A 25,771-nucleotide genomic window follows, 5' to 3' on the forward strand; every position below is an offset into this window, starting at 1 on the left:
AAACAATGATTTCGTTATTGAAAGCGGTAGCTTATTATTCCCGGACTCATTCAATAAATTATTAATTATTACTCATTTTTTTTTAATTTTTTTTACTTTTGTTATTACTTTTTTTATTTATAAAAATATTTCTTTATGCAAATTATTTTCAAAAAGACATTTAAATGTAGTATTTTATACTTGTTTTTTTCCTTTTTAAATACTGCTCCAATTATAAAAAAAAGAGAAAAACGTCAGAGACGAATCATTTTTGATTTCACATCATGATTTTTTAAGCAAAAGTAGATCGGTTTTAAAGTTGATTTTGAAGAAATTAGACTAATTTTATAGACATTAAAATAAATTAAATTTTTTTATTCATCCTATTGTTAAATACTTATATTTGTGATAAGTACTTATACTTAGTTATATTTCGAAACATGATACAAGTTAGTCAGGCTTTAGCAATCGTAGCAGAAAACAGTTCAAAAATGCCAACGCAGAAAATCCCGGTGAGTACGGCGTTAGGATATATTTTGGCCAAAACAGTTTATTCGCCAATTGCCATGCCGCCTTTTCGCCAATCTGCTATGGACGGCTATGCTTTTACGCACAGTAGAAGACATCAGTATGATGTTATAGGTATTTCACAGGCTGGAGATCACTCGAATATAAAACTTGAGTTCAACGAAGCCGTACGTATTTTTACAGGTGCTTTTGTGCCTGACGATGCAGATACTGTCGTCATGCAGGAAGATGTAATGGCAAACGAAAAATCGATTCTGATTACCAATATGCCGGAGCAATATGCCAATGTACGCCCTAAAGGAGAGCAGATTCAGAAAGAAGATGTTGTTTTTGAAACCAATACTTTGATTACACCTGCAGCAATAGGATTTCTGGCCTGTTTAGGAATTACGGAAATAACTGTTTATAAAAAACCAAAGGTTGCCATTTTGGTCACCGGAAATGAATTGGTAAAACCCGGAAAGAAATTGCCAAAAGGAAAAATATTCGAAAGCAATTCGATCATGCTGCAGGCTGCGCTTGAGACCATCGGGATTAAAAAAACGAAAGTTTATACCGTAAAAGACAAGCTGAAAGCCACTAAAAGAGCATTAAAAGAAATTTTACCCCGATATGATATTGTTTTAATTTCCGGCGGAATTTCAGTAGGCGATTACGATTTTGTGAAAGATGCCTTACTAGCCAATGAAGTCGAAGAGTTATTTTATAAAATCAATCAGAAGCCCGGAAAACCAATGTTTTTTGGGAAGCGAAATGAAACATTAGTGTTCGCACTGCCCGGAAATCCGGCTTCTTCACTCACTAATTTTTACGTTTATGTATATCCGGCTGTCCGAAATAAGATGGGTTTCTCAGAAATTCACCTGCCAAAACTGATCCGGAAATTAAATGCTGATATCCCTAATACAACAGGAAAGACCTTGTTTTTGAAAGCGCTCTGCGACGAAACCCATGTTGAGGTTCTGGGAGGGCAAAGCTCCGCAATGCTAAATTCGTTCGCCATTGCCAATAGTTTACTGATTGTTCCGAATGATGCAGAAATGCTTAAAAAAGACGATTGGGTGACTTTAGTACCGATTGGGGGTTTTTAGTGAGAAGAGTAAAGAGTAAAGAGTGAAGAGTGAAGAGAAAAGAGAAAAGAGTAAAGAGTAAAGAGTAAAGATTGTGGTCTATAAAGTAGGCAGATAACCTGAAACCTGAAACCTGAAACCTGAAACTTGAAACTTGAAACCTGAAACAAAATTAAACCTGTAACAACAAAAAACGAAAACTAACCTATGAATCTCCTTAGTTCCGAAAATATGGTTTTGTTTAGCTTCGCTTTAATCGTGATTGCTTTCCTGTATTCCAGTGTGGGGCATGGGGGAGCGTCGGGATATTTGGCTTTGATGACGATATTTGCGTTTTCGGTGGCTATCATGAAACCATCGGCTTTGCTTTTGAATTTGTTTGTTTCGAGTATTTCATTTTTCTTTTATTATCGCAAGAATTTTTTCCGGCCTAAGCTGTTTTACCCTTTTGCAATGGCTTCGATACCTGCTGCATTTTTGGGTGGTTTTGTAACGCTCGATAATGCAGTTTATAAAATTATTCTCGGAATTGTATTGGTTTTTGCAGCACTGAGGTTGTTTGGCATATTTAATTTTAAAGAAAAAGAAGCAGTTGAAATAAATATTCCTTTGGCATTGATCATTGGATTTTCGATTGGATTATTATCCGGAATGTTAGGGATTGGAGGCGGAATTATCCTAAGTCCGGTTTTATTATTTTTGGGATGGGCAAACATCAAAGAATCGGCGGCGATTTCCGGTTTATTCATATTTGTGAATTCATTTGCCGGACTCATGGGCTTCTTTCTGGGAGGAAAAACAATTCCGACAGAAAGTTTTTATCTGGTTCCGATTGCAGTTATTGGAGGAGTTTTAGGCGGATTTTACGGAAGCGGCTATTTCTCCAATAAAACATTAAAATTTGTTTTGGGAACCGTAATATTAATGGCAAGCGTTAAGCTGATTTTTCCTTAAAATGGTTTAAGATATAAACCACAGATAAAAATATTAAAGAATAAAAAAAAATCTGCCAAATCTGCGAGAGAAAAATAAGTAAGAAAAAAAATTGAATATAGAAAAACAAGCAAAATTGGTAAACCCCTGAAACAATAAAATCATGGAAACGCTAACAGTATTTATTCTTTGTGGAGGTAAAAGCACCAGAATGCAATCCGAGAAAGGCCTGGTTTTGTTTCAAAATAAACCTTTCATTGAACATATTATTCAGGCGATTTTACCCCTTACCGAAAAAATAAAACTGATTACGGCTACCAGAGAATATGATTATCTGCCGTATGAGAAGATACAGGATATTGTCACGGATAAAGGGCCATTGGGTGGTATTTATACCGCATTGACAGCTTCCGAAACCGAGTTTAATTTGATTTTGAGTTGTGACATTCCGTTAATTTCAACCGAATTATTATCGGAATTAATTTCAAAACATACCGATGAAGCGGGAGTTTCCATTTTTGCTTCAGAAAGTAAAGTACATCCGTTAGTCGGAATTTATTCTAAAAAGATGCTTCCCGTTATAAAAGAAGCCATTGAGGCAGAGGAACTAAAGATGATGGATCTGATTGCTAAAATTCCCCATCAGATTATCAATATAGATAAAAGTGAAAATTTTCATTTGAGCAATATTAATTCGATTGATGAATTAAATGACCTGAATATCAATTTAAGTTAAGTACTATGAAAAACCTGAAAACACCCAAATTAACAGTTGTAGGCGCAGGTCCGGGAGATGTTGATCTGATTACACTTAAAGCAATCAAGGAGCTAAAGTCTGCCGATGTCGTTCTGTATGATGCCCTGGTCAATGAAGAATTATTGCAATATGCAGAGCAGGCAGAGATTGTTTTTGTGGGGAAACGTCTCGGCTGTCATGCCTATACGCAGGATCAGATTAATGAATTGATTGTTTCAATGGCCAACACTCACGGACATGTAGTGCGTTTAAAGGGTGGAGATCCCTTCGTTTTCGGAAGAGGAAGCGAAGAAATAGAATATGCAGAAAAGTTTGGACTGGAAACAGCAGTTGTTCCGGGAATTTCATCGGCTTTAGGTGTTCCGGCTTCGGTTGGAATCAGTCTGACACAACGTCTGATAGCCGAAAGTTTTTGGGTAATTACAGGGACTACTTCCAATCATGAATTGTCAAAAGATGTACATTTAGCCTCAAAATCAGCCGCTACAGTTGTGATTTTGATGGGCATGCATAAGTTGGATCAAATCATTTCGATTTATAAAGAAAACCGGACAGATGACTTACCCATTGCTATTATTCAAAACGGAACAAAAAATTCTGAACAAAAAGTAGTGGGAACCATGAGTTCAATTACTAAATTAGTATCCGAAAAGAATATTTCATCGCCGGCCATTATTGTGATCGGGGAGGTGGTGAAAAACAACTCAAAACTGACATCCTATTTTCAGGAACATTTTGAAGATGAATTTATTTTTCAAAATTTAAATTTAAAGTAATGATCGAGATTAAATATTTTGGAGCTGTTGCCGAAAAGACCAGATGTACTTTCGAAAAAGTACCTTCTTCGGATATTTCACTGCAGGATTTATTGCAGAATTTAGAAGAGAAGTACCAATTGGATTCCATGGCTTTCAGCGTTGCAGTTAATCAGAAAATAATTCCGAAGCAAGCTCCTTATCAATTGCAGACAAGCGATATTGTTGCTTTGCTGCCGCCATTTGCCGGAGGTTAAAAAAAGAAGAATATGAATGCATCAATGCGGTATAACAGACAAATTATTCTTCCGGAAATTGGAGAAAAAGGGCAGGAGAAACTAGCCGGAGCCAAAGTTTTAGTCATTGGTGCCGGAGGTCTGGGAACTGCTGTTCTTCCGTATCTGGCTGCAGCCGGAGTGGGTGAGATTGGCATTGCAGATCATGATGTGATCGAAATTTCAAACCTGCAAAGACAGGTAATTTATAAAACAGCTGCCGTAGGAAAATATAAAACCGATGAAGCTAAATTGATGTTGGCAGAATTAAACCCATCAGTAAAAGTCAATTCAATTGCAGAACAATTAGCAGCACACAATGCCATTTCGTTATTTGAAAATTATGATATTATAGTCGATGCAACCGATAATCTGGCTGTAAAATACCTGATTAACGATGCGTGTCTAATCACCAATAAACCAATGGTGTATGGCTCTGTTTTTAGATTTGAAGGGCAGGTTTCTGTTTTTAATTATCAAAACGGACCCACTTACAGGTGTCTCTTTCCGGAGGAAAACAGCCTGACGGCAAATTGCAATGACGCCGGAGTGGTTGGAATTTCAGTTGGGATTATCGGTCTGTTACAAGCCGGTGAAGTTCTTAAAATGATTCTGGGAACAGGAGAAATTTTAAGTGGTAAATTGCTGGTGTATAGTATTTTGAGCAACGAACAGCAAAAGTATGACTTCGAAAAAAATACTGATGTCCAGATCGACAGAATACGCTTTGAAGAAAAATACAACTTAACGGATCAGGAAAATAATGAGATGGATGCTGAAATGGTTTTAAACCAGATTGATGGTGAAGAAGTACTTTTTTTGGATGTTCGAAACAAGTACGAACTTCCGGAAATAACAATGAAAAACAGTATTCAGATTCCATTAATGCAATTAGAAAAAGAGCTTGAAAATGTAGATCGGGATAAAACCATTTATATTTTCTGCCAGTCGGGAATAAGAAGCAAAAAGGCAGTGGAAATCCTTCTGAAAAATAACTTCAAAAAAGTAAAAAGTATTTCCGGCGGAGCTTTAGTTTTAAGTCAATTATTAAAAGACAGAGTAGAAATATAGAAACATTGTTTTAGATAATTATTGTTTTAAAAATTAAAGTCTATCCAGTAACGTTAAATTAAAGAATCGGCCAAATTTGCTAAATCTGCGGGAGAAAAAAATCCTAATTATTAAAAACTGTCGCAAAAAAAATATACAATGAGTAAAAATGTATTTATAGAAGGACCCATTTCTCCTGAATTTATCGCAGAATCAATCGCCAAACACCAATCGAAACACACCATTGGTGCGCATAACATTTTTCTGGGACAGGTTCGCGCAGATGTGATCCATGAGAATACGGTTGCAGCAATCGACTACTCGGCGTATACCGATATGGCAAACGAAGCTTTACACGCGATTCGGGAAAAAGCTTTCGCTAAATTCGATCTGACCTGCATGCACATTTATCACAGTCTGGGAGTGGTAAAAGCGGGAGAAATCTGTTTGTTTGTGTTCGTGTCGGCTACAAGGCGCAAACAGGTGTATGAAGCTACGGAAGCCATTGTAAACTGGATTAAAACAGATGTGCCGATTTTTGGTAAAGAAATTTTTGAAAACGGGGCTTTCATCTGGAAGCAAAATACCTAAGAAATGGTAGATATTACACATAAAATAAATACATTACGTGCTGCAACCGCAACGGCAATTGTAAAAGTAAGCAAACAGGAAACGATTGATGCGGTTGTAAATAACCTGGTTCCGAAAGGGAATGTTTTTGAAATGGCCAAAACAGCCGGTTTGTTTGCGGTAAAAAATACGCATTTGTCCATTCCGGACTGCCATCCGATTCCAATCGAATATACGTCTGTTGCTTATAAAATCGAGGAATTAAGCATTCAGATTATTTTCGAGGTAAAAACCGTTTACAAAACCGGAGTAGAAGTGGAAGCCATGCACGGCGCCTCTATCGTGGCACTTACGATGTACGATATGCTGAAGCCAATCGACAAGGAAATCGAAATTTCGACCATCAGATTAGTTCACAAGGAAGGTGGGAAATCGTCTTTTAAAAATAAATTTCCAATGGTCCTTAAAGCGGCGGTTTTTGTTTGTTCCGATTCAGTTTTTGCAGGAGATAAAGAAGATCGCTCCGGAAAAATCATAGTCGATAAACTAACCTCATACGGTGTAGAAACCGAACATTATGAAATCATTCCGGATGAAATTGACGTTATTCAGGAAAAGGTTAAAGCTTTTGCGAAAGAACACCAGCTCGTTATTTTTACAGGCGGAACAGGTTTGTCTCCACGGGATGTAACGCCGGAAGCATTGTCACCATTGTTAGAGAGCAGAATTCCGGGTATCGAAGAAGCCATTCGCAATTACGGCCAGCAGCGTATGCCGTATGCGATGTTGTCACGCACGGTGGCAGGAACTTTAGGTAAAAGTGTCGTTTTGGCGTTACCTGGTTCCACCAATGGGGCAAGAGAATCTATGGATGCTGTTTTTCCGCATTTGCTGCATGTTTTTCATATTTTAAAAGGTAAAAATCATGATTCCCTCTAACACGATTTTAACGGATGATTTTGGGCGAAAACACAACTATTTGCGTATTTCGCTGTTGGAGAAATGCAATCTGCGTTGTACGTATTGCATGCCTGCTGACGGAATTGCCTTATCTCCAAAAGCCAGTTTAATGACTGCCGATGAGATTCTTGCCATTGCCCGCATCTTCGTCGAAAGTGGTGTGGACAAAATCAGGTTAACAGGAGGAGAGCCGCTTTTGCGAAAAGATTTTCCGGAAATTGTTGCCAAATTAGCCACTTTAGGAACAGCACTTTCCATTACTACAAATGGAATCATAATTGATCGGTATATAGCTGTTTTAAAGGAATTTAAAGTCAGAAACATCAATCTGAGCCTGGATACGCTGGTTTCGTCTAAATTTCAGGCTGTAACACTGCGAAATCAGTTTGAGAAAGTAATTGCCAACCTGCATTTGCTGCTGAATAATGATTTTAAGGTGAAGGTAAATGTAGTCCTGATGAAAGATTTTAACGAAGATGAAATTGCCGATTTTGTCCGGTTAACAAAATTTTTACCGCTATCGGTTCGTTTTATTGAGTTTATGCCCTTTGCCGGAAACGAGTGGGACAGAAGTAAAATGGTTTCCCAAAGCGAAATCCTGTCAGAAGTCGAAAAGGTTTTTTCTTCCGAAGAAATCCAGAAGCTGGAAGACGAAAGAAACTTTACGGCCAGAACCTATAAAATAAAAGATTTTCAGGGTGATTTCGGAATCATCAGCTCTATTACCAATCCGTTTTGTGATGGCTGCAACAGGATTCGCCTGACCGCAAACGGAAAAATTAAGAACTGCCTTTTTTCGAATTCGGAAACGGATTTACTCACGCCTTTACGAAATGGTGAATTAATCACCAGCCTGATCTCGGAATCGATCAGGAATAAAAAGAAAGTAAGAGCAGGAATGGTGACTATTGATGAAATGAATGATCCTTCACTTCATTTCGATAACCGCAGCATGATTGCCATTGGAGGATAATTTTTCGATTTCCAAAATAACAGCTAAGGGCATAAAAAAAGGTTCAACTTTAAGAAGTCAAACCTTTTTGTTTATTATTTTTTCTTTTTAGCTTTAGCTTTTTTCTGAGATTTAGCTTTCTTTTTGGCTATTTTTTTCGCTTTCGCTTTATCCTTCGCTTTTTTCGCTTTGTCTTTTTTCTTAGCAGCAGCTTTTAGTTTTGCTTTTTTAGCTTTCTCTTTCTTTTTGTCTTTTTTAGCCTGATCTTTTTTCTTAGCTAATTTCTTTTTCTCTTTTTCCTTGTCTTTGTCTTTCACTTTTTTCTTCTTTTTATCGGTTGATTTATCTTTCTTACTTTCTTCTTTTGAAGTTGTTTCGATAGTCGTTTCTTCTTTTGATTCAATAACTTCCTTTATTACTTCAGGTTTTATGGTTGAAACCGGAGCTGTAACTTTTTTTGCCGGAGCTCTTCGAACCACAGGCTTTGGTGTAGTGGCTGCTGCCGTTTTTGTCGTCGCTTTTGGCGTTGTAGTTGCTGCTGCAGTAGTTGCTGGTTTAGAAGGAACAGCTTTGCGAACGGGTGTTTTTGCAGGCGGCGTAGTTACGGGTTTTTTAATTTCTGTAACAGGCTGAATATTTTCAGGTGTTGGTGAATCAATTTTTTCAGGAGTAATTTCTTCGTTGTTGTTTTCCATATTAAGGTCCTTTTAGATAATAATAATTCCTAATGTAACTAAATTGTTAAATTACAGTTAAGTAAAGATAATCATTAAACAAGTCTTCCAATGTTAAGTTTTTCGATGAATTTTTAGCTTAAGTGTTTGAAATTAAATTGTTTGACTTTTTGCCTAAAAATAAAAAGTAAAATCTCTTAACAATTCTACATGGAAAAATGGAGGAAATTGCTGTATAATTGTGAATTTTGAATTATGAGTTTTGGATTTTGGATTTTGGGCTTTGAGTTTTGGGTTGTAAGCTGTGAAGAATAAGGTGTGGAATTTGGAATTTAAAAATTGGAATTTACCAAATGTAGTATTAACTCCTGACAATTTCCAGAATTCTGAAGTTGCTTTTAGGGGCTTCGCATAAGGAGCAGCAGTACGTTTCAGGTAAATCGCTAAATAATACACCTTTCGGAATTCCCTGGCTTTCCTCTCCGAATTCTGATTTGTAAAGCGTTAAACATTCCTGGCATTGATAAACATCCGGTCTTGGTTTCTCTTTTTTCTGCGGATTTTCTGTGGTTTCGATAACGGAAGTCCCAAGTTCTTCGAAATATTTCCGGCTTAATTCGATTAAAATTGTTGGTAGTTCGAGTTTATCGATATCCTGCGAATGCACAATATATTCACGTGTATTGGGATCAAAATTCTTTGCAAACAGAATATTATAAGTATCCCTGATCTTAATGGAAGCCAAATCTTTTGGCAGCTCATTTTTTTCGACCACAATTGAGGTAAAATAATGTCCTTCGCGATTGTATTCGGACAAGCCAAAAGTCAGTCCGTAAGTGCTGATATCAAACTGATCGAGTGTGCGAACGAGAAAAGTCTTGAGATTCAGTGCCCATTCCATGGCTACAGGGAGATGCCAGTTCAGTTCTAACAGCGAATGACGTACATTGATTCCTTTTTTGCCTAAGAATTTTTCCCATTCTAATTTCCGGTCTTTCGGAATTCCTTTTATAATAAAAGATTTCCACGGCGTAATGCATATTTTACCGATTTTACAATCAAAACACAAATCGCACATTTGTTTCAGGAAATCTAAATCGTATAAGTTGTTGCGCCAGTACAGGCCCAGCCAATACTGATCAATTCCCATTCTGTTCATTCCCTCGTAATACGGGAAAGGATAAAAAGGCACATTCAACGGTTGGTCAATTGTTCTGTTGTTGGTATCTAAGGCTTCGCTGACCAGGCTAAAAATAAGGTCAACAGAGATTGCTTCTTCGTTGGTGATTCTTTCAATTTCGTAGTAAAACTGAGCAATATCCCAACTGTAAATCAAAACCGGGTAGACTTCCATGCGTTCCCATTTGGGTAACCGAATGTACAAATACCAATAATCTTCATGCTCAGAGGCTATAAAATTAAGGTGTCCGGTGAACAATGGGACTAATTGCTGTTTAGGGTCTGTAATATTGACTTTTAGTTTGGGTTGTTCCTTAAACTGCTCTAAAATATACAAATACCGATTTCCCGTCAGCCAGCTTGTATTTCTGAAAATATCAGTTGAAACATAGGAAGAAACGATATTGTTACCACTTTTCTGGTCCGGAAATACAAAATGATGTTTCCCGGTTTTTTCTTTTTCTAAAGGTTTAATGCCCTTCGGAAAAATAATATCCTGTCTGGAACCAAACGAAATGGATTCCAAACCCTGATCCATAGCCATATTGACAACTTCTCTCAATTCTCCCGGGGATATTACGCCTCCTTTTACTATTAGTCTTGTTAGTTCCATGTTTTTTGTTTCAGGTTTTTTTTGTTTCAAGTCTTAGTCTCAGTTTTCAGTCTCGGTCGCAGTCACAGTATTAGTTTTCAGTCTCAGTTTTCAGTCTCAGTTTTCAGTCTCAGTTTTCAGTCTCAGTCTCGGTCGCAGTATTAGTTGCGGGATACTGTGACTGAAAACTGAGACTGAGACTAAAAACTAACGAGTTTTCGCCAAAATCTCCTTCACCTCTGTTTTACAGCTTCCGCAGCCTAATCCTGCACCGGTGTTTTTACATAAATCGGTAAAATCAGTGACGCCGCTTTTTATTGTTTCTTCTATATTTCCGACTCCCACCTGACTGCAGGAACAAACTAATTTGCCTAAGACAGGCTTGGCAGTTGAACTTCCCCTTAGCAATAAATTTCGTTTGTCGGATAATTCGATTTTGCTTTCAATCATCGTTTTGAATTCGGCAAACTCATTTTTATCTCCCATTAAAATCGCGCCCACCAGCAAATCATTTTTAACGATACATTTTTTGTAATAGCGTTTCTTTAAATCGGTGAAAATAATTTCTTCGTAAGAATCATCATTTTCCGGAATTTCAATAGCACCAATACTGCATAAATTGATGTCTTCCAGTTTTAAAATATTCATTAAAACGGAACCTTTATAATAACTGCTGATATCGCCGGCCAGGAAGTTGGCCAGAACATCGGCCTGTTCTTCAGCAGCAGAAGTGATTCCGAATAGCTTGTTTTCAAATTCAGCAATTTCCCCGATTGCAAAAATATCCGGATTTGAAGATTGCAAATACTGGTTCACTTTTACGCCACGCCCGCAGGAAAGCCCGGTTTCGCGTGCAATTTCAATATTCGGAATCGTTCCGATGGTATAAACAATGGCGTTGGCGGTTATAATTTTGCCGCTCTTTAAAGCAATTTCCAGTTCGTTACCATGATCGGTTTCAAAAACAGTACTTACTTCATTATCAAAATAAATCTGAATGTCACGAAGCTGTACTTCTTCGGCCAGTAATTTACTTGAAATCCGGTCTAACTGGCGTTCCATCAATCGTGAAGCTCTTTGGATAATGGTGATTTTTACTTTTTTATGCTTTAAGGCCGCCGCTAATTCCAAACCAAGTAAACCACCGCCAATAATGACGACATGCTGTTCTTCAGGCGGCAGTCCGGTGTGGTCCAGATACGTTTTCAATCGGTCGGCGTCTTCCTTTCTTCTTATGGTAAAACGGCCCGGAAGATGTAACTGTGCATTCTCGGGAACAAAAGGCCGGCTTCCGGTCGCGAGAATAAGTGAGTCGAAATGATGCAGGTTTCCGTAACTGTCCAGAATTGTTTTTTCGGCGGTATTTATTTTATCAATCGCAACGCCGGCTTTCATGGTGATGTTGAGTTTTTGCAGTGCGTCTCCATCTTTTACTTTTAGCAATTGCTCCCACGAAAATTCTCCGGTCATGTATTCGGGAAGTAGGACCCGATTGTAAAACGGATTTATTTCATTAGAAAAAACAATAATTTCATCTGTTGTATTGAATTCCCGATAGTTTTGAATGAAGCGAAAGGACGCTGCTCCGGCACCCACAATTGCAATTTTCTGAAAGGGTTTTACATATTTGCTGATCGCTACAGTTGTATATTTAAAATCAGGTTCCTTAGAAACCGGATCGACTACTGTATTGGTTAAATTATTGGTTCTGTTCAGATCATTTTCAAGCTGTTTTCCCCAGTGCATGGGCAGAAAAACAACCTTTTCCCGAATCGAATCGGTGACTTTTGCTTTGACGCGAACTTCACCGTTTTTACTGGATACCATTATGATATCACCATTTTTAATGTCGTTCTTAAACGCATCAATCGGATTAATTTCCAATACCGGACTCGGTGTATGCGTCAGTAAACGCGATACTTTTCCGGTTTTAGTCATCGTATGCCACTGATCGCGGACTCTTCCCGTAGTCAGGATAAAGGGGAATTGCGCATTGGGCTGTTCTGAAGTATTTTCAATAGCGGTTGGCAGATTGAAAATTGCTTTTTGTGAGGGGGTATAAAACTTTTTATCGGTAAAAAGGCGAGGCGTTCCCGGATGCCCGTAATCCGGAACGGGCCATTGAAAAGTGCCTTCGGTTTTTAAGCGATGGTAATTTAGGAAGGAGATATCAATATTGGTGTTTTTGGTAAGGGCGCAGTGTTCTTTATAAATTTCTTCGGCATTGTTGAAATTGAATCCGTTGAAATTCATTTTTTTAGCAAAGCGAATTAAAATTTCAATATCCGGAAGTGCTTCGCCCGGTGCATTGATTCCTTTTGGCAAATAGGAGATACGACGCTCCGAGTTGGTCATTGTTCCTTCCTTTTCCAGCCAGCCTGCAGCCGGAAGTAACAAATCGGCAAATTTGGCGGTATCGGCATTATGTGAAATATCCTGTACGACTACAAATTTAGCCTTCTGAAGCGCTTTTTCGATACGGCGGGAATCCGGTAAGCTTACTAAGGGATTAGTGCAAATGATCCAGATCGCTTTCATTTTGCCTGATTCCAGCGCCTCAAACATTTCTGTTGCTGTTAAGCCCGGTCGGTCCGAAATCGAATCCACTCCCCAGAAATCAGCTACTTCTTTGCGATGCTCCGGATTAGCGATGTCTTTGTGTGCAGCCAGTAAGGTAGCCATGCCGCCTACTTCGCGTCCGCCCATCGCATTGGGTTGTCCCGTCAGCGAAAATGGTCCCGATCCGGGTTTTCCTATTTGCCCGGTCAATAACGATAAATTGAGTAATGCTGTGTTTTTATCTACCCCGACCGCACTCTGATTAAGTCCCATTGCCCAAAGTGAGATAAAACCCTTTGCTTTTCCGATGATGTCAGCGGCAAGTTTGATGTCGCTCACCGAAATGCCGCAAAGTTTGGAGGCTTTTTCCAGAGAAGTACTTAAAACTAATTCTTTATAGGCTTTGAAATTTTCAGCATTGTTTTTTACAAAGTTGTGATCGACATATCCTTTTTCGATGATGCGCTTGGCGATGGCATGGTATAAAATGATATCAGATCCAGGAATAATCTGCAAATGCAAATCAGCGAAAGCCGCAGTATCCGTTCGCCTCGGATCAATGACGATGATTTTTATTTTTGGATTTTTCTCTTTGTGTTTTTCGATTCTGCGAAACAAAATAGGATGGCACCAGGCCGGATTGGCACCTGTAATCAGGAAAGTATCGGCCAGTTCTATATCATCATAAGCAATTGGTACGGAATCTTCTCCAAAGGTTTTTTTATAACCTACCACTGCCGAACTCATGCAGAGCCTTGAGTTGGTATCGATATTATTGGTTTTCAGAAAACCTTTTACCAGCTTATTGACTAAGTAATATTCTTCGGTTAAACACTGGCCGGAGATATAAAAACCGACGCTGTCCGGTCCGTATTTTTTTATAATCGACGAAAAAACCGCGGCAGCGCGGTCAAGAGCAGTGTCCCAGCTGACGCGTTCGAGCGGATACGATTTGCTGCCGCGCATTTCCGGATATAAAATCCGGTCTGAAGTATCATTAACGACGTAATGCAGATTCATCCCTTTCGAACATAACATTCCTTTGTTGACAGGATGCTCTTTATCGCCCGTGACCATTACGCCATTTTTAGCGTCGTTGGTAACAATGATACCGCAGCCAACGCCACAATACGAACAGGTAGTTTTGATTTCGGTATTTTGCATTAGAACTCGTTTTTGAATACTGGTAAATGAATTTCTTTATCTAAGATAATCCACGTATAATGATGTAAACAAAAATAAGTATTTTTACGTATAAATACGTATTTTTTTGAATTTAATTTTAAATTTTACAGCAAAAAAAATCTCCTTTGTCCTAACAAAGGAGATTTAATAATCCGGATGTATTTTTATATTTTATTTTTTTTTTTTTTTGAAACTGAAAATCAGGGGGGTAAACGAAATTGTTAAGCCAACCCAATTGCTGGCGTGACTAGAGTTTCCTATTTTTTACACACATAAATTAACCAACAAGTTTTGTTATTCCGCTATTGATATCAATTTCAGCAAAATTGTGTTTTCCCATCACGATAAGTAATTTGTTAGAATCATTATATCCTACATATCTTATTTGAGGTTCTCCGCGTTTTGGTGTTCCACAAACAGAAATTACATTGGTCTGCCATTTCAATTTGTTGCTTTTGTAAGCAGATATGGTTTGTAAGTCATTTTCAACATAGTAAATAATGTTGTTTTTTTTAATTCCTCTTTTTTGTGTTTTTGCAAAATTTATTTCTGAGCCTTTTGAAATTAGGGCATCATTGTATTTTTGAGGAATACCGGTGTGAGTTGCAATAAAAGTAAGCATTGATAATTTTAAAAATTGTTTCATAGGATAGAATTGGGGGTTCATAATCGCTTCAAATATAACTAATTAAATCAAATAATAATTTTTTAGAAAGTCAAAAAAAATACCCTTTTCAAGAAATATGAAAAGGGTAAAATAGAGGTCTTAATTTTGAAGAAAAACTATTTTTTCCAAGTAAAAATTCTTGGATTTACAGAAATCATCAGCCATGCCCAATTATTAGTGTGACCAGCATCTCCGGCTTTTATCAATTCTAAAGTCCTGGAGCCAAACATTTGTGAATAACCTCCTGTTAATGTAATTTCTTTTTTGAAATTAAAGCCGACAGCAAAGTCAATTTCAGTTCCTAAATAAGAATCCAGTTTTTCTACAGGCGTAATTACGTCAGCAGCAGATAGGAATATATGCGGCATCAAAGTAAATTGCCATTTGTTGACATTGTAATTTAGTTTTATAAAGGCATCCTGTAAACCAACATTGTTTAAATGGCCTCCGCCTACATAAAAATAATCCATGTAGCCATTAAAACCATGGTTCGTTCCAAAAATCGGATTAAAAGATTTAATTACAGTGCTACCGTCATTCGTATTTTTTCCGGATAAGAATTCATACCCTAAACCAGCCTTAAACGACCCGGTTATATTGTACGTAAAATTTGCAGCGGCATTCCACGCGCTTACTTGTCGGTCTGTACTTTTTCCGGTTTGTCCGTACAACCAAAGATTAGTATCTATTTTAGCAGTTTTATATGTTAAATAAGGTCCGAAAGTTTGTTTGTAATCAACGAGTAGTTTTTTATCGATATTGGCATATTCATAACCTGTATTCAAAACTAAAAAACTCACTCCTAATTTGTCTAAATCAGCATGGTACCAGGCATATTGCATGGCTTTATAGTTCGCTACAGTATAGGGTGTCTGAAAAGTATTTTCTGCATCAGAATTATAAGCCCCTCCAAAATCCAGTTGTTGTTTTTCAGTATGAAAGGAAACCGTTAAGGCATCATGGCTTTGTGCCTGCTGTCCCCAGTCCTGTTCTCCTAAAATACGCTGATTATCGTAGGAAAGTACCTGACGCCCCATTCTGGCACTCCATTTTTCTGTTAAATCATATTGCGCCCATGCTTCGAAAACAGCAATGCCGTTTTTGTCAGCGGTTGCAGTAGTGGCAACATCTCCCCAGGTTCTGGTATTTTGTAAAGTCAGTTTTACCGTAAACTGATCTTGTTTGTAATTAAAATTTAATCGGGAACGCTGTGAAATTTGTGAAGTACCTTTCTGTCCTTCAGGTAAAAGCGTTTTGTATCCGTTTCTATATTCAAAACGCGGCCTTATCTGCAAGTTTACATCTAATTCCTGAGCCTGAACTTCGAAGCTTATTCCTGCTAGTAATAAAATAATTAATTTTAGTTTTTTCATGTAAATTGGTTTAATTCTGAGGGCAAATTTAGAAGTTTAAATGATTCGTTATGGATAAAAATTACAAGTTTTTACTTTTTATTGTGCTTATTGTCTGTCAATCACCTTTGCTAAAACAGGCTGTTTTTCATTCATAATTTTAGTAATGGTATAATGCATCCAGATCAGGCAAATTGCTGAAAAAATTAAAATAAAAATCCAGGAACTGGACCAGATTCCAGTGGCAGTCAGTAAGTATCCGAAAATTATGGGTCCAAAGAAACCACCGAGACCTCCAATCATGCCAACCATACCGCCTACAACGCCAACTTCCGTAGGGAAATATTCGGGGATATGTTTGTACACGGCCGCCTTTCCGATTCCCCATGATATTCCGATTAGGATTACAAGCACCAGAAAAACCCACATATTGGCATCAAACTTAATTACGGTAATTCCTTTGGCCAACAGTTCTTTTTTCTTAACGGTTTGATTTTGTGCTACAACAACTTGTTGCCAGGAGGTGCTGGTGGGAAAAATTGAATTTCCGGCATCATTTTCTTTTTGCCGGGCAACTGGAAATTCAGTTTCACCAATCTTAATTTTCTCTTTGGAAACAGCGGTAACAGTTCCTTTTTTAGTTGACAGAACGCCTGGACCCGTAGTTGTAATTTCCATTTTCGGAATCATCAGTAAAGCACTTAAAATAACAGAAGAACTTAAAACCCAGTACATGACTTTTCGCGCACCGAATTTATCCGATAAATAACCTCCGAATGCTCTGATAACACCGGAAGGCAAGCTGAAAAGCGTTGCAAACAAACCGCCCATTACTAAACTGGTCTGATACACGTTCATGAAATTGGGCAACAGCCATTGGGAGTACGCCACAAAACAGCCGAAGACTAAGAAATAGTAGGCACCGAATCGCCAGACACGGGCACTTTTTAAAGATTGCAGCATTTGGGAGACTGTTTTGGTATGGTTCTCTATTTTTTTGTTTTTGGCGAAAATTAAAAAGGCTACTCCAATGACAAGAAGTGAAACAGCGTAAATTATGGGAAGTATTTTCCAGCCATTTTGCGGATCTTCTATAGAAAAATGATTCAGTAAGGAAGGAGCTAAAAAAGTGGTTATGGCCGCGCCCGCATTTCCCATTCCGAAAATGCCTAAGGCGCGTCCCTGCCATTCTTTCGGGTACCAGATAGAAGTGTACCCAATTCCGACCGCAAAGCTGGTGCCGACCATTCCGAAAAAGAAACTAAGTAAGGCAAACATAAAAAAGCTATCGGCGAGGGGAAGCAGAAACAACGGAATGGAGCAGAGGAGTAGCAATAGGGAAAAAACATATTTCCCGCCATATTTATCAGTCAGAATTCCGATAGGCAAACGCATGATAGAACCTGTCAGGATCGGAATGCCAAGCAACCATCCGACCTGTACAACGCTCCAGTGGAAAATACCGTTATCGACCAAAAAAGTAACCAATACGCCATTTAGAGTCCAGCATGCAAAGCATACGGTAAAGGCCAAAGTATTCAGAAATAGAATCTTGTGTGATTGTGATAAAGAGTTTGTGTTTTTCATAGTACTCAGATTTGTTTGATCAAATGTAAGTACTAAATAAGTATTAATACGTATTTAAAATTAAGTATTTTTATCTAATGGAATAGATTTGCCAACATCACAAAATTGAATCCCTATTTTGTTAAAATACTATTTTTAAAAGGTGATTTTTATCTTTTAAACAGAAATTACAGGAGTGAATATTCCGTTGCTTTATTCGAAAGTTCCATTAAATTCTTCACTTTCAGTTTTTTCATCAAATTAAAACGATGCACTTCTGCGGTACGTTTGCTAATGTCCAAGGCTTCAGCGATTTCTTTGTTCCCTTTTCCGGACAATAAAAGCGTCAGGATCTCTTTCTCCCTTTTGGTAATCATCATTTCTTCGGCTATGGTCTGCTTAGGTTCCAATGAATTCGAGGCGTTTGTCAACTGATTGATCAGGATAGACGAAATATCCCCGCTAAAATATTTTCCGCCTAACGCTACGGTATGTAAGGCTTTTAAAAATTCTTCCTTGCTGGAACCTTTCAGTAAATAACCGTCGGCTCCGGCTTTGATGGATTTGAGTACGTATTCTTCAGATTCATGCATAGAAAGCATAATAATTTTTACATTGTTATTATTGTTTCTAAGTTTTTCTACTACTTCAATGCCCGTCAGGTTAGGCATACGAATATCTACTATAAGTAAGTCCGGTTGGGTAGCTGCTATTACTTCGAGAGCATCGGCTCCGTCAATAGCTTCTCCCACAACCTCAATGTTTGCTTCGTTTTCCAGTAAAGATTTTATTCCATCTCGTACAAATACATGATCATCTGCCAGCACTACCCGAATTATATTACCCATCTTTTACTTAATTTTGATTCTGAATGTTTACGTATTTTCATCTAAAGAAGAGGCTAAGATACGTAATTTTTGAATTAGAAAATTTGATAATGAGATAATGTGGTAATTAGATAATTAGATAATTTGATAATGGGATCGTTGGATGATTGAAAATGATTAAATTAAAATCAAAAAAAAATCTATCAATTCGACATTATAAAATTGCATACCTAAAAAATGACCGACACCTAAAAACAGCTAATCATCACATAATCTAATTATCAAATTATCAAATTGTTCAATTGTCCAATTGTCAAATTATCTCATTTTCTAATTATCAAATTGTCTAATTGTTAAATCGGTATATTAAAAGTAATCCTGGTTCCTTCACCCGGAATAGATTTGATAAAAACACGTCCGTTAATGTATTGGACCCTTTCTTTCATGAATAATAATCCCATTCCGGATTCGCTGTTTCGTTTTTTGTCGACGGCTGTAATGTCAAAACCTTTTCCGTTGTCATCGACGATAATACTTAGTAAAGTCTGGCTGTGGGAAAGCTGCACAATAATATGGGAAGATTCGGCATATTTTATGGCGTTGTTAATCGCTTCCTGTGTCAGACGGTAAATATTAATCTCTATTAATGAATCCAAACGCTGGCTGAAATCCGTTTTGTTATAAAAGAGGATTTCTTTTCCGGTTAATTTTGAAAGTTCCTGTGTCAGTTTCGAAAGGGAGGAAACAATACCGTGATCGCTTAATTCGGGAGGCATTAAATTGAAAGTGGCCGTGCGTACCCCTTTGATGATGTCGAGAGATAGTTTTTTTAAATAGTCAATCTTCTGGGCCGATTTTTCTTTATCGTCCAGATTGATGCTTTCTAAACTGAATTTCAGCCCCGTAAGCATCTGTCCGATTCCGTCATGGATTTCTTTGGCAATCCGGTTTTGTTCGTTTTCCTGGTTTTCGACAATTCTGCTCGAAATAATCTTTTGCTGATTGATTTTTTCAGTGCTGTTTTCAATATTCAGGCGTTCCACTTCACGCTGTGCTTTTTTGCGTTCCGTAATATTAAAACAAATGATTAAAAGCTCGGATTTCTCTTTCTTGATGGTCACCGGAACCATAGATAAATCCAGCCAGATATTTTGTCCTTCTTTATTGATGATGTTCATTTCGCCCTGCCAGCCGCTGCGCTGTTTTTCAGAAATAAGGCGGTCCATGTTTAGCTGTTCCTTTTCATCTGTGGTTAAAACCTGGGAAAACGTTTTATGTGATGAGAATTTGGTGTAATTTAAAAGTTTGGCAAATTTTTCCCCAATATAAATAATTGAGCCATCCGGTGCAATACGACAATACAAAAGCGTATTTTCCATGGCATAATTCAGTGACTTTAATTCTTTAACCGAGTTTTCTTTGATCTCACTAATGATTTCGGTATCGTAGGCCAGTTTTAAAGCTTTCTTTTCAGAAGTTAAAAGCTTGGCAATGAGTTTTTCTATTTTTTTATTGGTAGGTTTGAAGATGAAGAAAAACTCCATCAGCAGAACAAATAGCGTAAAAGCAAAAATCCAGTATTCTATTTTGCGTTGTTCGGTTACTTTTTCGTGGGCTTCAATATCGTACTGGCTTACGATTTTGTTCATTTTCGAAAGAAAAGCACCTTCGTTTTTCAGGATATTCTGAACCAGTTTCTGATTATCTGCCGGATTGCGTTTGTTTTTTAAATTGAGCAGAAACAAATCTGTATCCCCGGTAATACTGCTGAAAATTGGATTGATATCGGCATATAACTGACGAAGGGTTTCGCTTTTTTCTTTTGGAAAAGCCAGGCTGTCGCTGCCGTTTTCGAGTGCATTTTGAGTGGTTTTCCAAAGTTCCAAAACACTTTTTAAATGCGAAATTTGTTTGGTAGGTACCGTATCAGAAACATAATGCAAAATCAATATCTCTTTAACAATTTTCTGACTCAGCATTCTTTGCTTTCCGGAGATATTGATGATTTTGGAATCGCTTAACTGCTGTTTTAAGTTGTATTGCACTAAAACCTGACTTAAAATGATGGTTATGGCAATAGTCCAAAGCGCAAAAAAATACAGGCGGCGTAAATTTTTGAAAGTAATTTTATCGGCTGCTTCCTGATTGCTTTTTTTCATAAAAAAATAAGTTACAACCCTAAAGACGCTTTTATTAAGTTTAGGTTTTCTTCAGAATAATTGATTTTCAGGGCTTCCTGATGTCCTTTTTCCGACATTTTATCCCAGGTTTTTTTGATGATATTTTTGAGTTTCTCTTCATCGTGTTTGTGTACAAACGGATCAAGGTAATATTCTAAAAATACCAGACAGATCACATCTTCCAGTAATTGTGTTTCAGTATCTTTTTTTAGTAATTTTTTTTCAATCAAAAATGAAACACGATCAATAAAAGCCTGATCGTAACCTGCTTTTTCTAAAATTCCGGCAGTGGTTTTGGCATGAAATTTTTTCAGGTCTTCTCTCCATCTCAAATAACCAACACGATCCATTGGGTACGATTCGCGTGCTACTTTCCACCGACAGATATGCTGCGCTTTTGAAGCAATCTGAATTTCTTCGGAGGCTTCCGGTTCAAACTGCATCAGCCTTTCGTACATCCTGTTGGAATACAATAATTCTTTCGGATATTCGGTATTCTGATGGGATTCGATGTTAGGATCCTGAGCATTTTCGGCATCAATCCACTCGCTTGCTTTTTGAAAAGGTGTAGTCATTTTTTTGATAAATAATAGATTTCAAAGATACAGAATTTACTTGTTCGTGTACATGTTTTCAAAATGTACTTTATTGAGATTAAAGGGCTGTATTTTTTCCCGCAGATTTTGCAGATCAGGCAGATTATTTATAGCTTCCTCAAAAAAAATAAATCTGCAAAATCTGCGGGAAACAAAGGAATAGTTCCTATTGTTTTGTCATTTCGACGAAGCAGAAACCTCATGAGTAACTCCGCAAAGATTAACACTTTGAACTGATATTTGCTTTTGGTAATAGAGTTTCCTGCGAAGATTTCTCCTTCGTCGAAATGACAAGATTGTGTAAAATCAGTCAATAAAACCAACAAACACTTCGTTGTCCACCACTTTTACAGGATAGGTTGCAATTTTAAAATCATCGCCGTTTAAATTGGAACCATCAATGAGGGAAAATGTCTTTTTATGCATTGGGCAGGCAATTTTCGGGATGTCGTCTGTTGATCCCGTCATGCCTCTGGCTAAAACCATTTCCATTTTATGCGGGCAGGCATTCTGGCAGGCATACCATTCGTTGCGTCGGGCGAAATTGAAAATCGCAATTTGTTTGTTCTTGTATTTAATACAGCCGCCGCGATTGGTTGGAAAGTCTTCTATTGTACCGGCTTTGAACCAGGTTGTCGCATCACTTAGCTGTACGGTTTGGTATTGATTAAGGATTTCTTCCATTGGAATGTGTTTTTAATTTCCTGTTCTTTAACCCTCTTTTTACAATCAGCAGCTGAGGGGTGCATTAAAAAAGAAGGTAAGAGGACAGCAAACGGTTTTGATATATATATATATTTTTTGGAGCTTGTATTTAAACACCTATAGAATCTTTTGAAAGGCGTACTTATTTTGCCACAGATTAAAGGAGTAAAAAGATTAATCCTTCTAATCTGTGAAATCTGTGGCAAAAAATAACTCCGTAACTTTAAATCTATGTTTCTGTGCTATGTATTTAAAATTATTTTGACGACCAGGCTTTTGGCATTTTCTGATCTCTCAGCGGAACAAAAACAACATTGTCGTCTTTCTCTTCAGAGTTCACAAAGTGGTTGAAACGTTTTAACAATCTTGGTTTTTCGAGCACTTGTTTCCATTCACATTCAAAAGTCCCTACTAAAGCCGCCATTTCAGCTTCTAAAGTTTCGCAGATTCCGAGGCTGTCTTCGATAATTACTTCTTTCAGATAGTCTAAGCCACCGTCCAGTTTTTCCAGCCAGGTGGCAGTTCGAGTCAGCGGACCAGCGGTACGAATGTAATACATTAAAAAACGATCCAGGTATTTAATGACCGTTTCCTTACTGATTTGTTCTGCAAGTAAAACGGCATGTTTTGGATTGGCACCGCCATTTCCCGCGATGTATAAATTCCAGCCTCCTTCAACAGCAATTAGTCCAAAATCTTTCCCACGCGCCTCGGCACATTCGCGAATACAGGCAGATACACCGCCTTTCAGTTTATGCGGCGAACGGATTCCTTTGTATCGGTTTTCCAGTTCAATGGCAAATCCGGCACTGTCGTCCATTCCGTAACGGCACCAGGCATTACCCACGCAGCTTTTTACGGCGCGAAGTGATTTTCCGTAGGCATGACCGCTTTCAAAACCATTATCAATTAAAATTTTCCAGATTTTTGGCAAATCACTCAGATGTGCTCCGAAAAGATCAACACGCTGGGCACCCGTTATTTTGGTGTATAAATCAAATTGTCTGGCCACTTCGCCGATTACGATTAATTTCTCGGCAGTAATTTCACCGCCGGCCACTCTTGGCACCACAGAATAGGTTCCGTTGCGCTGAATATTGGCCAGAAACCTGTCGTTTGTATCCTGAGTGGTGACATGTTTATTGGCTGTATCGTTATAAATACTGGAGAAAATAGAAGCAATAACAGGCTTGCAGACTTCACAGCCGTCACCTGAACCATGATGGTCGATAACATCATAAAAGTTTTCATATTTATTAATTTTAACCAGATCGAATAATTCCTGACGCGTATAATTGAAATGTTCACAGATAACATCTTTAACTTCTTTGCCTAACGATTTTTGCGTTGCTTTGACCAGATCCGAAACCATTGGTTTACAGCCTCCGCAGCCAGTTGTGGCTTTAGTTTGTTTTACGACGTCTGAGAAACCGGAACAGCTTTCGTCCAGAATTTTGCAGCAGATCGCTCCTTTGGTCACATTTTCGCAGGAACAGATTACGGCGCTATCCGGCAAATCCATAACACTTCCTAATGAAGATCCTTCAGCGCCATCACGGGAACCTAAAATCAGGTCCTCCGGATTTTTTGGTAAAGCCATTACATTACTGAAAATCTGAAAAAGAGAATTGTAATCACTGGAATCCCCCACCAAAATTCCGCCCAGCAGGGTTTTGGAATCTTTGGTGACATTGATTCTTTTGTAAACACCGCTTAGTTTATTTTCATAAATAATAGCGGTAACATTTTCATTTTCAATAAAAGGATCACCAAAACTCGCCACTTCGACCCCAATTAATTTCAATTGTGTAGACATGTCGATGGTTTCCCTCATGGTTTTAGAACCCTTTAGGATTTGCTCGGCAGCCACATCGGCCATTTCGTAGCCGGGAGCCACAAGTCCGTAAATGTTCTGATTGTAAAGTGCGGCTTCGCCAATCGCATAAATAGAAGGATCTGACGTCTGCATCTGATTGTTTACTACAATCCCGCCTCGCAAACCAACTTCAAGTCCTGACACCCTGGCCAATTCGTCACGCGGTTTAATTCCGGCAGAAATAACCAGCATATCCACTTTTAACAATTCATCATCGGCAAACATCATTCCTGTTATGCTTTCGTTTCCGTCAATGTATTGGGTGGTTTTGTTAAGATGGATTCTGATGTTAAGTTCTTCGATTTTAGACTGAAGCATGTCACTGGCGCCTTTATCCAGCTGTCTTGGCATTAGCCTGGGAGCAAATTCAACTACATGTGGGTTCAATCCTAAATCTCTCACTGCTTTTGCAGCTTCAAGACCCAACAGACCGCCACCTAAAACTGCCGCTTCTGTAGCACCCTTTTGTTTTATTTTTTTGGCGTAAGCCATAATAGCATCCAGATCCTCGATGGTACGATATACAAAAACACCTTCTTTTTCTACGCCGTCAATAGGAGGGACAAAAGCAGATGATCCGGTGGCCAGCACTAAGTAATCGTAAGGATGTGTTTTCTCTAAATGCGTATGTATGGTTTTATCCTCCCGATTGATATCTGTAATTAGTTCGGAAGTGTTCAAAGTAATATTGTTTTCTAAGTACCATTCGCTGGTTGATAGCGATAAGTCATCGGCGGTTTTTCCTCCGAAGTATTCACTTAAATGGACTCTGTCGTAAGCACGCCTTGGCTCTTCACCAAATACGGTAATCTGATACTTTTCCTGTCCTGATTTTGCAATAAATTTTTCGCAAAACTTGTAACCTACCATTCCGTTTCCAACTACTATTACTTTAATCATCGCTTCTTTAATTAAGTATTACTATACAAATATAAGTATTTATACGTATTTAAATACGTAATATTATTTATTTTTTTTAGATTTAAAAGAATAATTAACTACGTATTTCGGCGTAATCTTTTACGTAGTGTGGGTTTTGTGCCAATTTGAAAGGGGAGTATGTTTGTAAATTTGAAAAGATTCTAAATTAGAATTTCAAAAAAATGTTGTAAATTCATAAGAATTTTATGGCTATTTTGTCGAAATAAAATAGTGTTAACATTAAAATACTATGAAAAAATCACTTTCAATATTGCTGTTACTATCATTAATAGTAGGTTGTAAATCCACAGCCGGCAAAATTTCAGATACAAAAGAAACCACTTCTGAATACGGAACTCAGGAGGATCAAATGAAATATTACTTTACAGGAACCGGAAACGAACCTTTCTGGGGAGTAAAAATGGGAAGGGAAGGTATCGAATTTACATCTTTAATTACAGGGAAGGAGAAATTAATTTTTCCCGCAGGGGAAGCCATAAAAGCGATGGATGCCAATATAAAAATGTATAAAGTGGCTAATGAAACAGCAACGGCAACCATTTCGATTCAGCAGCTGGAATGCCAGAATTCGATGTCAGGAGCCATTTCACTCTATAAAGTGTCAATTGAAATTAAGAATAACGCAGAACTTACTTTTACAAAATTAGAAGGCTGTGGCAATTACAATACCGATTATCGTCTTCACGATATCTGGGTACTGGAAGAACTAAACGGATTCAAAGTTTTTGTAACCGATTTTCAAAAGGAATTACCAAGAATCGAGATCAATTCCTCAGAAAATAAATTTATGGGTTACGGAGGATGTAATGCAATCAGTGGCAGTATTTTTTATGAAAAAGACCTGTTGCGATTTTCAAAAGTAATTTCGACTATGATGGCCTGCGCCCACGGAAATAAGGAAGGCGAATTTACAAAAGCACTGCAAAGTACCACCACCTATTCGATCGAAAATCTGAGATTGACACTTTCTAATCCTTCCGGAAAACTTCTCGTTTTCAGGAAGGTCGATTAGCGTTTTTTTGTTTTTTCACAAGTAAAGAAA

At 37.9% G+C, this 25,771-nt stretch carries 21 protein-coding genes; 10 read left to right on the forward strand and 11 right to left on the reverse strand.

Annotated features, from left to right (window positions below; genetic code table 11):
• The first annotated feature begins 419 nt into the window (after positions 1-419).
• From glp to moaA, 9 genes are all read left to right on the forward strand, one after another.
• Complete coding sequence (gene glp / locus GJU43_RS21555) at positions 420-1,598, forward strand: gephyrin-like molybdotransferase Glp (RefSeq protein WP_154343856.1); 1,179 nt, start codon at positions 420-422, stop codon at positions 1,596-1,598.
• A 186-nt stretch (positions 1,599-1,784) separates the two neighbouring features.
• Positions 1,785-2,531: a sulfite exporter TauE/SafE family protein gene (locus tag GJU43_RS21560; RefSeq protein WP_154343858.1), complete on the forward strand. Its 747-nt coding sequence runs from the start codon at positions 1,785-1,787 to the stop codon at positions 2,529-2,531.
• A 142-nt stretch (positions 2,532-2,673) separates the two neighbouring features.
• Positions 2,674-3,246 (forward strand): molybdenum cofactor guanylyltransferase, encoded by a 573-nt coding sequence (locus GJU43_RS21565; RefSeq protein ID WP_154343860.1) that lies wholly within the window; start codon positions 2,674-2,676, stop codon positions 3,244-3,246.
• Positions 3,247-3,251: 5 nt separating this feature from the next.
• Complete coding sequence (cobA, locus tag GJU43_RS21570; protein ID WP_154343862.1) at positions 3,252-4,043, forward strand: uroporphyrinogen-III C-methyltransferase; 792 nt, start codon at positions 3,252-3,254, stop codon at positions 4,041-4,043.
• Positions 4,043-4,279, forward strand: coding sequence for a MoaD/ThiS family protein (locus GJU43_RS21575; protein ID WP_154343864.1), 237 nt, complete (start codon positions 4,043-4,045; stop codon positions 4,277-4,279). The genes cobA and GJU43_RS21575 overlap by 1 nt, the downstream gene beginning before the upstream one ends.
• A 12-nt stretch (positions 4,280-4,291) precedes the next feature.
• The gene (gene moeB / locus GJU43_RS21580; RefSeq protein ID WP_154343866.1) at positions 4,292-5,368 is read left to right on the forward strand and encodes a HesA/MoeB/ThiF family protein; all 1,077 of its coding nucleotides are present in this window, start codon (positions 4,292-4,294) and stop codon (positions 5,366-5,368) included.
• A 138-nt stretch (positions 5,369-5,506) separates the two neighbouring features.
• Complete coding sequence (locus tag GJU43_RS21585; protein WP_154343868.1) at positions 5,507-5,938, forward strand: molybdenum cofactor biosynthesis protein MoaE; 432 nt, start codon at positions 5,507-5,509, stop codon at positions 5,936-5,938.
• Positions 5,939-5,941: 3 nt separating this feature from the next.
• Positions 5,942-6,856 carry a bifunctional molybdenum cofactor biosynthesis protein MoaC/MoaB gene (gene moaCB, locus GJU43_RS21590; RefSeq protein WP_154343870.1) on the forward strand — a complete coding sequence of 305 codons (915 nt, stop codon included), beginning with the start codon at positions 5,942-5,944 and terminating at the stop codon, positions 6,854-6,856.
• Positions 6,843-7,850 carry a GTP 3',8-cyclase MoaA gene (gene moaA, locus GJU43_RS21595; RefSeq protein ID WP_154343872.1) on the forward strand — a complete coding sequence of 336 codons (1,008 nt, stop codon included), beginning with the start codon at positions 6,843-6,845 and terminating at the stop codon, positions 7,848-7,850. Before moaCB ends, moaA begins: the two co-directional genes overlap by 14 nt.
• 74 nt (positions 7,851-7,924) lie before the next feature.
• Here the strand turns inward: moaA and GJU43_RS21600 are convergent, their stop codons facing one another.
• From GJU43_RS21600 to nirB, 11 genes are all read right to left on the reverse strand, one after another.
• Positions 7,925-8,524, reverse strand: coding sequence for a hypothetical protein (locus tag GJU43_RS21600; protein WP_154343874.1), 600 nt, complete (start codon positions 8,522-8,524; stop codon positions 7,925-7,927).
• 340 nt (positions 8,525-8,864) lie between these two features.
• On the reverse strand, positions 8,865-10,295 hold the full coding sequence (locus GJU43_RS21605; RefSeq protein ID WP_154343876.1) for a rubredoxin: 1,431 nt from the start codon (positions 10,293-10,295) through the stop codon (positions 8,865-8,867).
• A gap of 186 nt (positions 10,296-10,481) precedes the next feature.
• Complete coding sequence (locus GJU43_RS21610) at positions 10,482-13,997, reverse strand: nitrate reductase (RefSeq protein ID WP_154343878.1); 3,516 nt, start codon at positions 13,995-13,997, stop codon at positions 10,482-10,484.
• Between the two features lie 298 nt (positions 13,998-14,295).
• A complete protein-coding gene (locus GJU43_RS21615) occupies positions 14,296-14,664 on the reverse strand; it encodes a hypothetical protein (protein WP_154343880.1) in 369 nt (122 codons plus the stop codon).
• 137 nt (positions 14,665-14,801) lie between these two features.
• Positions 14,802-16,058: an alginate export family protein gene (locus GJU43_RS21620; protein ID WP_154343882.1), complete on the reverse strand. Its 1,257-nt coding sequence runs from the start codon at positions 16,056-16,058 to the stop codon at positions 14,802-14,804.
• Between the two features lie 87 nt (positions 16,059-16,145).
• Complete coding sequence (locus tag GJU43_RS21625) at positions 16,146-17,624, reverse strand: nitrate/nitrite transporter (RefSeq protein ID WP_154343883.1); 1,479 nt, start codon at positions 17,622-17,624, stop codon at positions 16,146-16,148.
• 167 nt (positions 17,625-17,791) lie between these two features.
• Positions 17,792-18,451: a response regulator transcription factor gene (locus GJU43_RS21630; protein WP_154343885.1), complete on the reverse strand. Its 660-nt coding sequence runs from the start codon at positions 18,449-18,451 to the stop codon at positions 17,792-17,794.
• 332 nt (positions 18,452-18,783) lie between these two features.
• Positions 18,784-20,589 carry an ATP-binding protein gene (locus GJU43_RS21635; protein ID WP_154343887.1) on the reverse strand — a complete coding sequence of 602 codons (1,806 nt, stop codon included), beginning with the start codon at positions 20,587-20,589 and terminating at the stop codon, positions 18,784-18,786.
• A gap of 11 nt (positions 20,590-20,600) precedes the next feature.
• A complete protein-coding gene (locus tag GJU43_RS21640) occupies positions 20,601-21,185 on the reverse strand; it encodes a DUF4202 domain-containing protein (protein ID WP_154343889.1) in 585 nt (194 codons plus the stop codon).
• A gap of 327 nt (positions 21,186-21,512) precedes the next feature.
• Positions 21,513-21,890, reverse strand: coding sequence for a nitrite reductase small subunit NirD (gene nirD, locus GJU43_RS21645; RefSeq protein ID WP_154343891.1), 378 nt, complete (start codon positions 21,888-21,890; stop codon positions 21,513-21,515).
• Positions 21,891-22,167: 277 nt separating this feature from the next.
• Positions 22,168-24,687, reverse strand: coding sequence for a nitrite reductase large subunit NirB (gene nirB, locus GJU43_RS21650; RefSeq protein WP_154343893.1), 2,520 nt, complete (start codon positions 24,685-24,687; stop codon positions 22,168-22,170).
• Positions 24,688-24,958: 271 nt separating this feature from the next.
• Between nirB and GJU43_RS21655 the strand changes: the two genes are divergently transcribed.
• A complete protein-coding gene (locus GJU43_RS21655) occupies positions 24,959-25,741 on the forward strand; it encodes an META domain-containing protein (protein ID WP_154343895.1) in 783 nt (260 codons plus the stop codon).
• Positions 25,742-25,771 lie beyond the last annotated feature (30 nt).

This window comes from Flavobacterium sp. LC2016-23 (genome assembly GCF_009674775.1).
Taxonomy (GTDB): domain Bacteria; phylum Bacteroidota; class Bacteroidia; order Flavobacteriales; family Flavobacteriaceae; genus Flavobacterium.

Excerpts from the sequence above, each read along its gene's own strand:
- nirB (WP_154343893.1), bottom strand. The coding sequence starts at position 24,687 with ATGATTAAAGTAATAGTAGTTGGAAACGGAATGGTAGGTTACAAGTTT.
- GJU43_RS21655 (WP_154343895.1), top strand. The coding sequence starts at position 24,959 with ATGAAAAAATCACTTTCAATATTGCTGTTACTATCATTAATAGTAGGT.
- GJU43_RS21575 (WP_154343864.1), top strand. The coding sequence starts at position 4,043 with ATGATCGAGATTAAATATTTTGGAGCTGTTGCCGAAAAGACCAGATGT.
- GJU43_RS21635 (WP_154343887.1), bottom strand. The coding sequence starts at position 20,589 with ATGAAAAAAAGCAATCAGGAAGCAGCCGATAAAATTACTTTCAAAAAT.
- GJU43_RS21560 (WP_154343858.1), top strand. The coding sequence starts at position 1,785 with ATGAATCTCCTTAGTTCCGAAAATATGGTTTTGTTTAGCTTCGCTTTA.
- cobA (WP_154343862.1), top strand. The coding sequence starts at position 3,252 with ATGAAAAACCTGAAAACACCCAAATTAACAGTTGTAGGCGCAGGTCCG.
- GJU43_RS21600 (WP_154343874.1), bottom strand. The coding sequence starts at position 8,524 with ATGGAAAACAACAACGAAGAAATTACTCCTGAAAAAATTGATTCACCA.
- GJU43_RS21625 (WP_154343883.1), bottom strand. The coding sequence starts at position 17,624 with ATGAAAAACACAAACTCTTTATCACAATCACACAAGATTCTATTTCTG.
- glp (WP_154343856.1), top strand. The coding sequence starts at position 420 with ATGATACAAGTTAGTCAGGCTTTAGCAATCGTAGCAGAAAACAGTTCA.
- GJU43_RS21610 (WP_154343878.1), bottom strand. The coding sequence starts at position 13,997 with ATGCAAAATACCGAAATCAAAACTACCTGTTCGTATTGTGGCGTTGGC.
- moeB (WP_154343866.1), top strand. The coding sequence starts at position 4,292 with ATGAATGCATCAATGCGGTATAACAGACAAATTATTCTTCCGGAAATT.
- GJU43_RS21640 (WP_154343889.1), bottom strand. The coding sequence starts at position 21,185 with ATGACTACACCTTTTCAAAAAGCAAGCGAGTGGATTGATGCCGAAAAT.
- moaCB (WP_154343870.1), top strand. The coding sequence starts at position 5,942 with ATGGTAGATATTACACATAAAATAAATACATTACGTGCTGCAACCGCA.
- GJU43_RS21565 (WP_154343860.1), top strand. The coding sequence starts at position 2,674 with ATGGAAACGCTAACAGTATTTATTCTTTGTGGAGGTAAAAGCACCAGA.
- GJU43_RS21615 (WP_154343880.1), bottom strand. The coding sequence starts at position 14,664 with ATGAAACAATTTTTAAAATTATCAATGCTTACTTTTATTGCAACTCAC.
- nirD (WP_154343891.1), bottom strand. The coding sequence starts at position 21,890 with ATGGAAGAAATCCTTAATCAATACCAAACCGTACAGCTAAGTGATGCG.
- moaA (WP_154343872.1), top strand. The coding sequence starts at position 6,843 with ATGATTCCCTCTAACACGATTTTAACGGATGATTTTGGGCGAAAACAC.
- GJU43_RS21620 (WP_154343882.1), bottom strand. The coding sequence starts at position 16,058 with ATGAAAAAACTAAAATTAATTATTTTATTACTAGCAGGAATAAGCTTC.
- GJU43_RS21605 (WP_154343876.1), bottom strand. The coding sequence starts at position 10,295 with ATGGAACTAACAAGACTAATAGTAAAAGGAGGCGTAATATCCCCGGGA.
- GJU43_RS21585 (WP_154343868.1), top strand. The coding sequence starts at position 5,507 with ATGAGTAAAAATGTATTTATAGAAGGACCCATTTCTCCTGAATTTATC.
- GJU43_RS21630 (WP_154343885.1), bottom strand. The coding sequence starts at position 18,451 with ATGGGTAATATAATTCGGGTAGTGCTGGCAGATGATCATGTATTTGTA.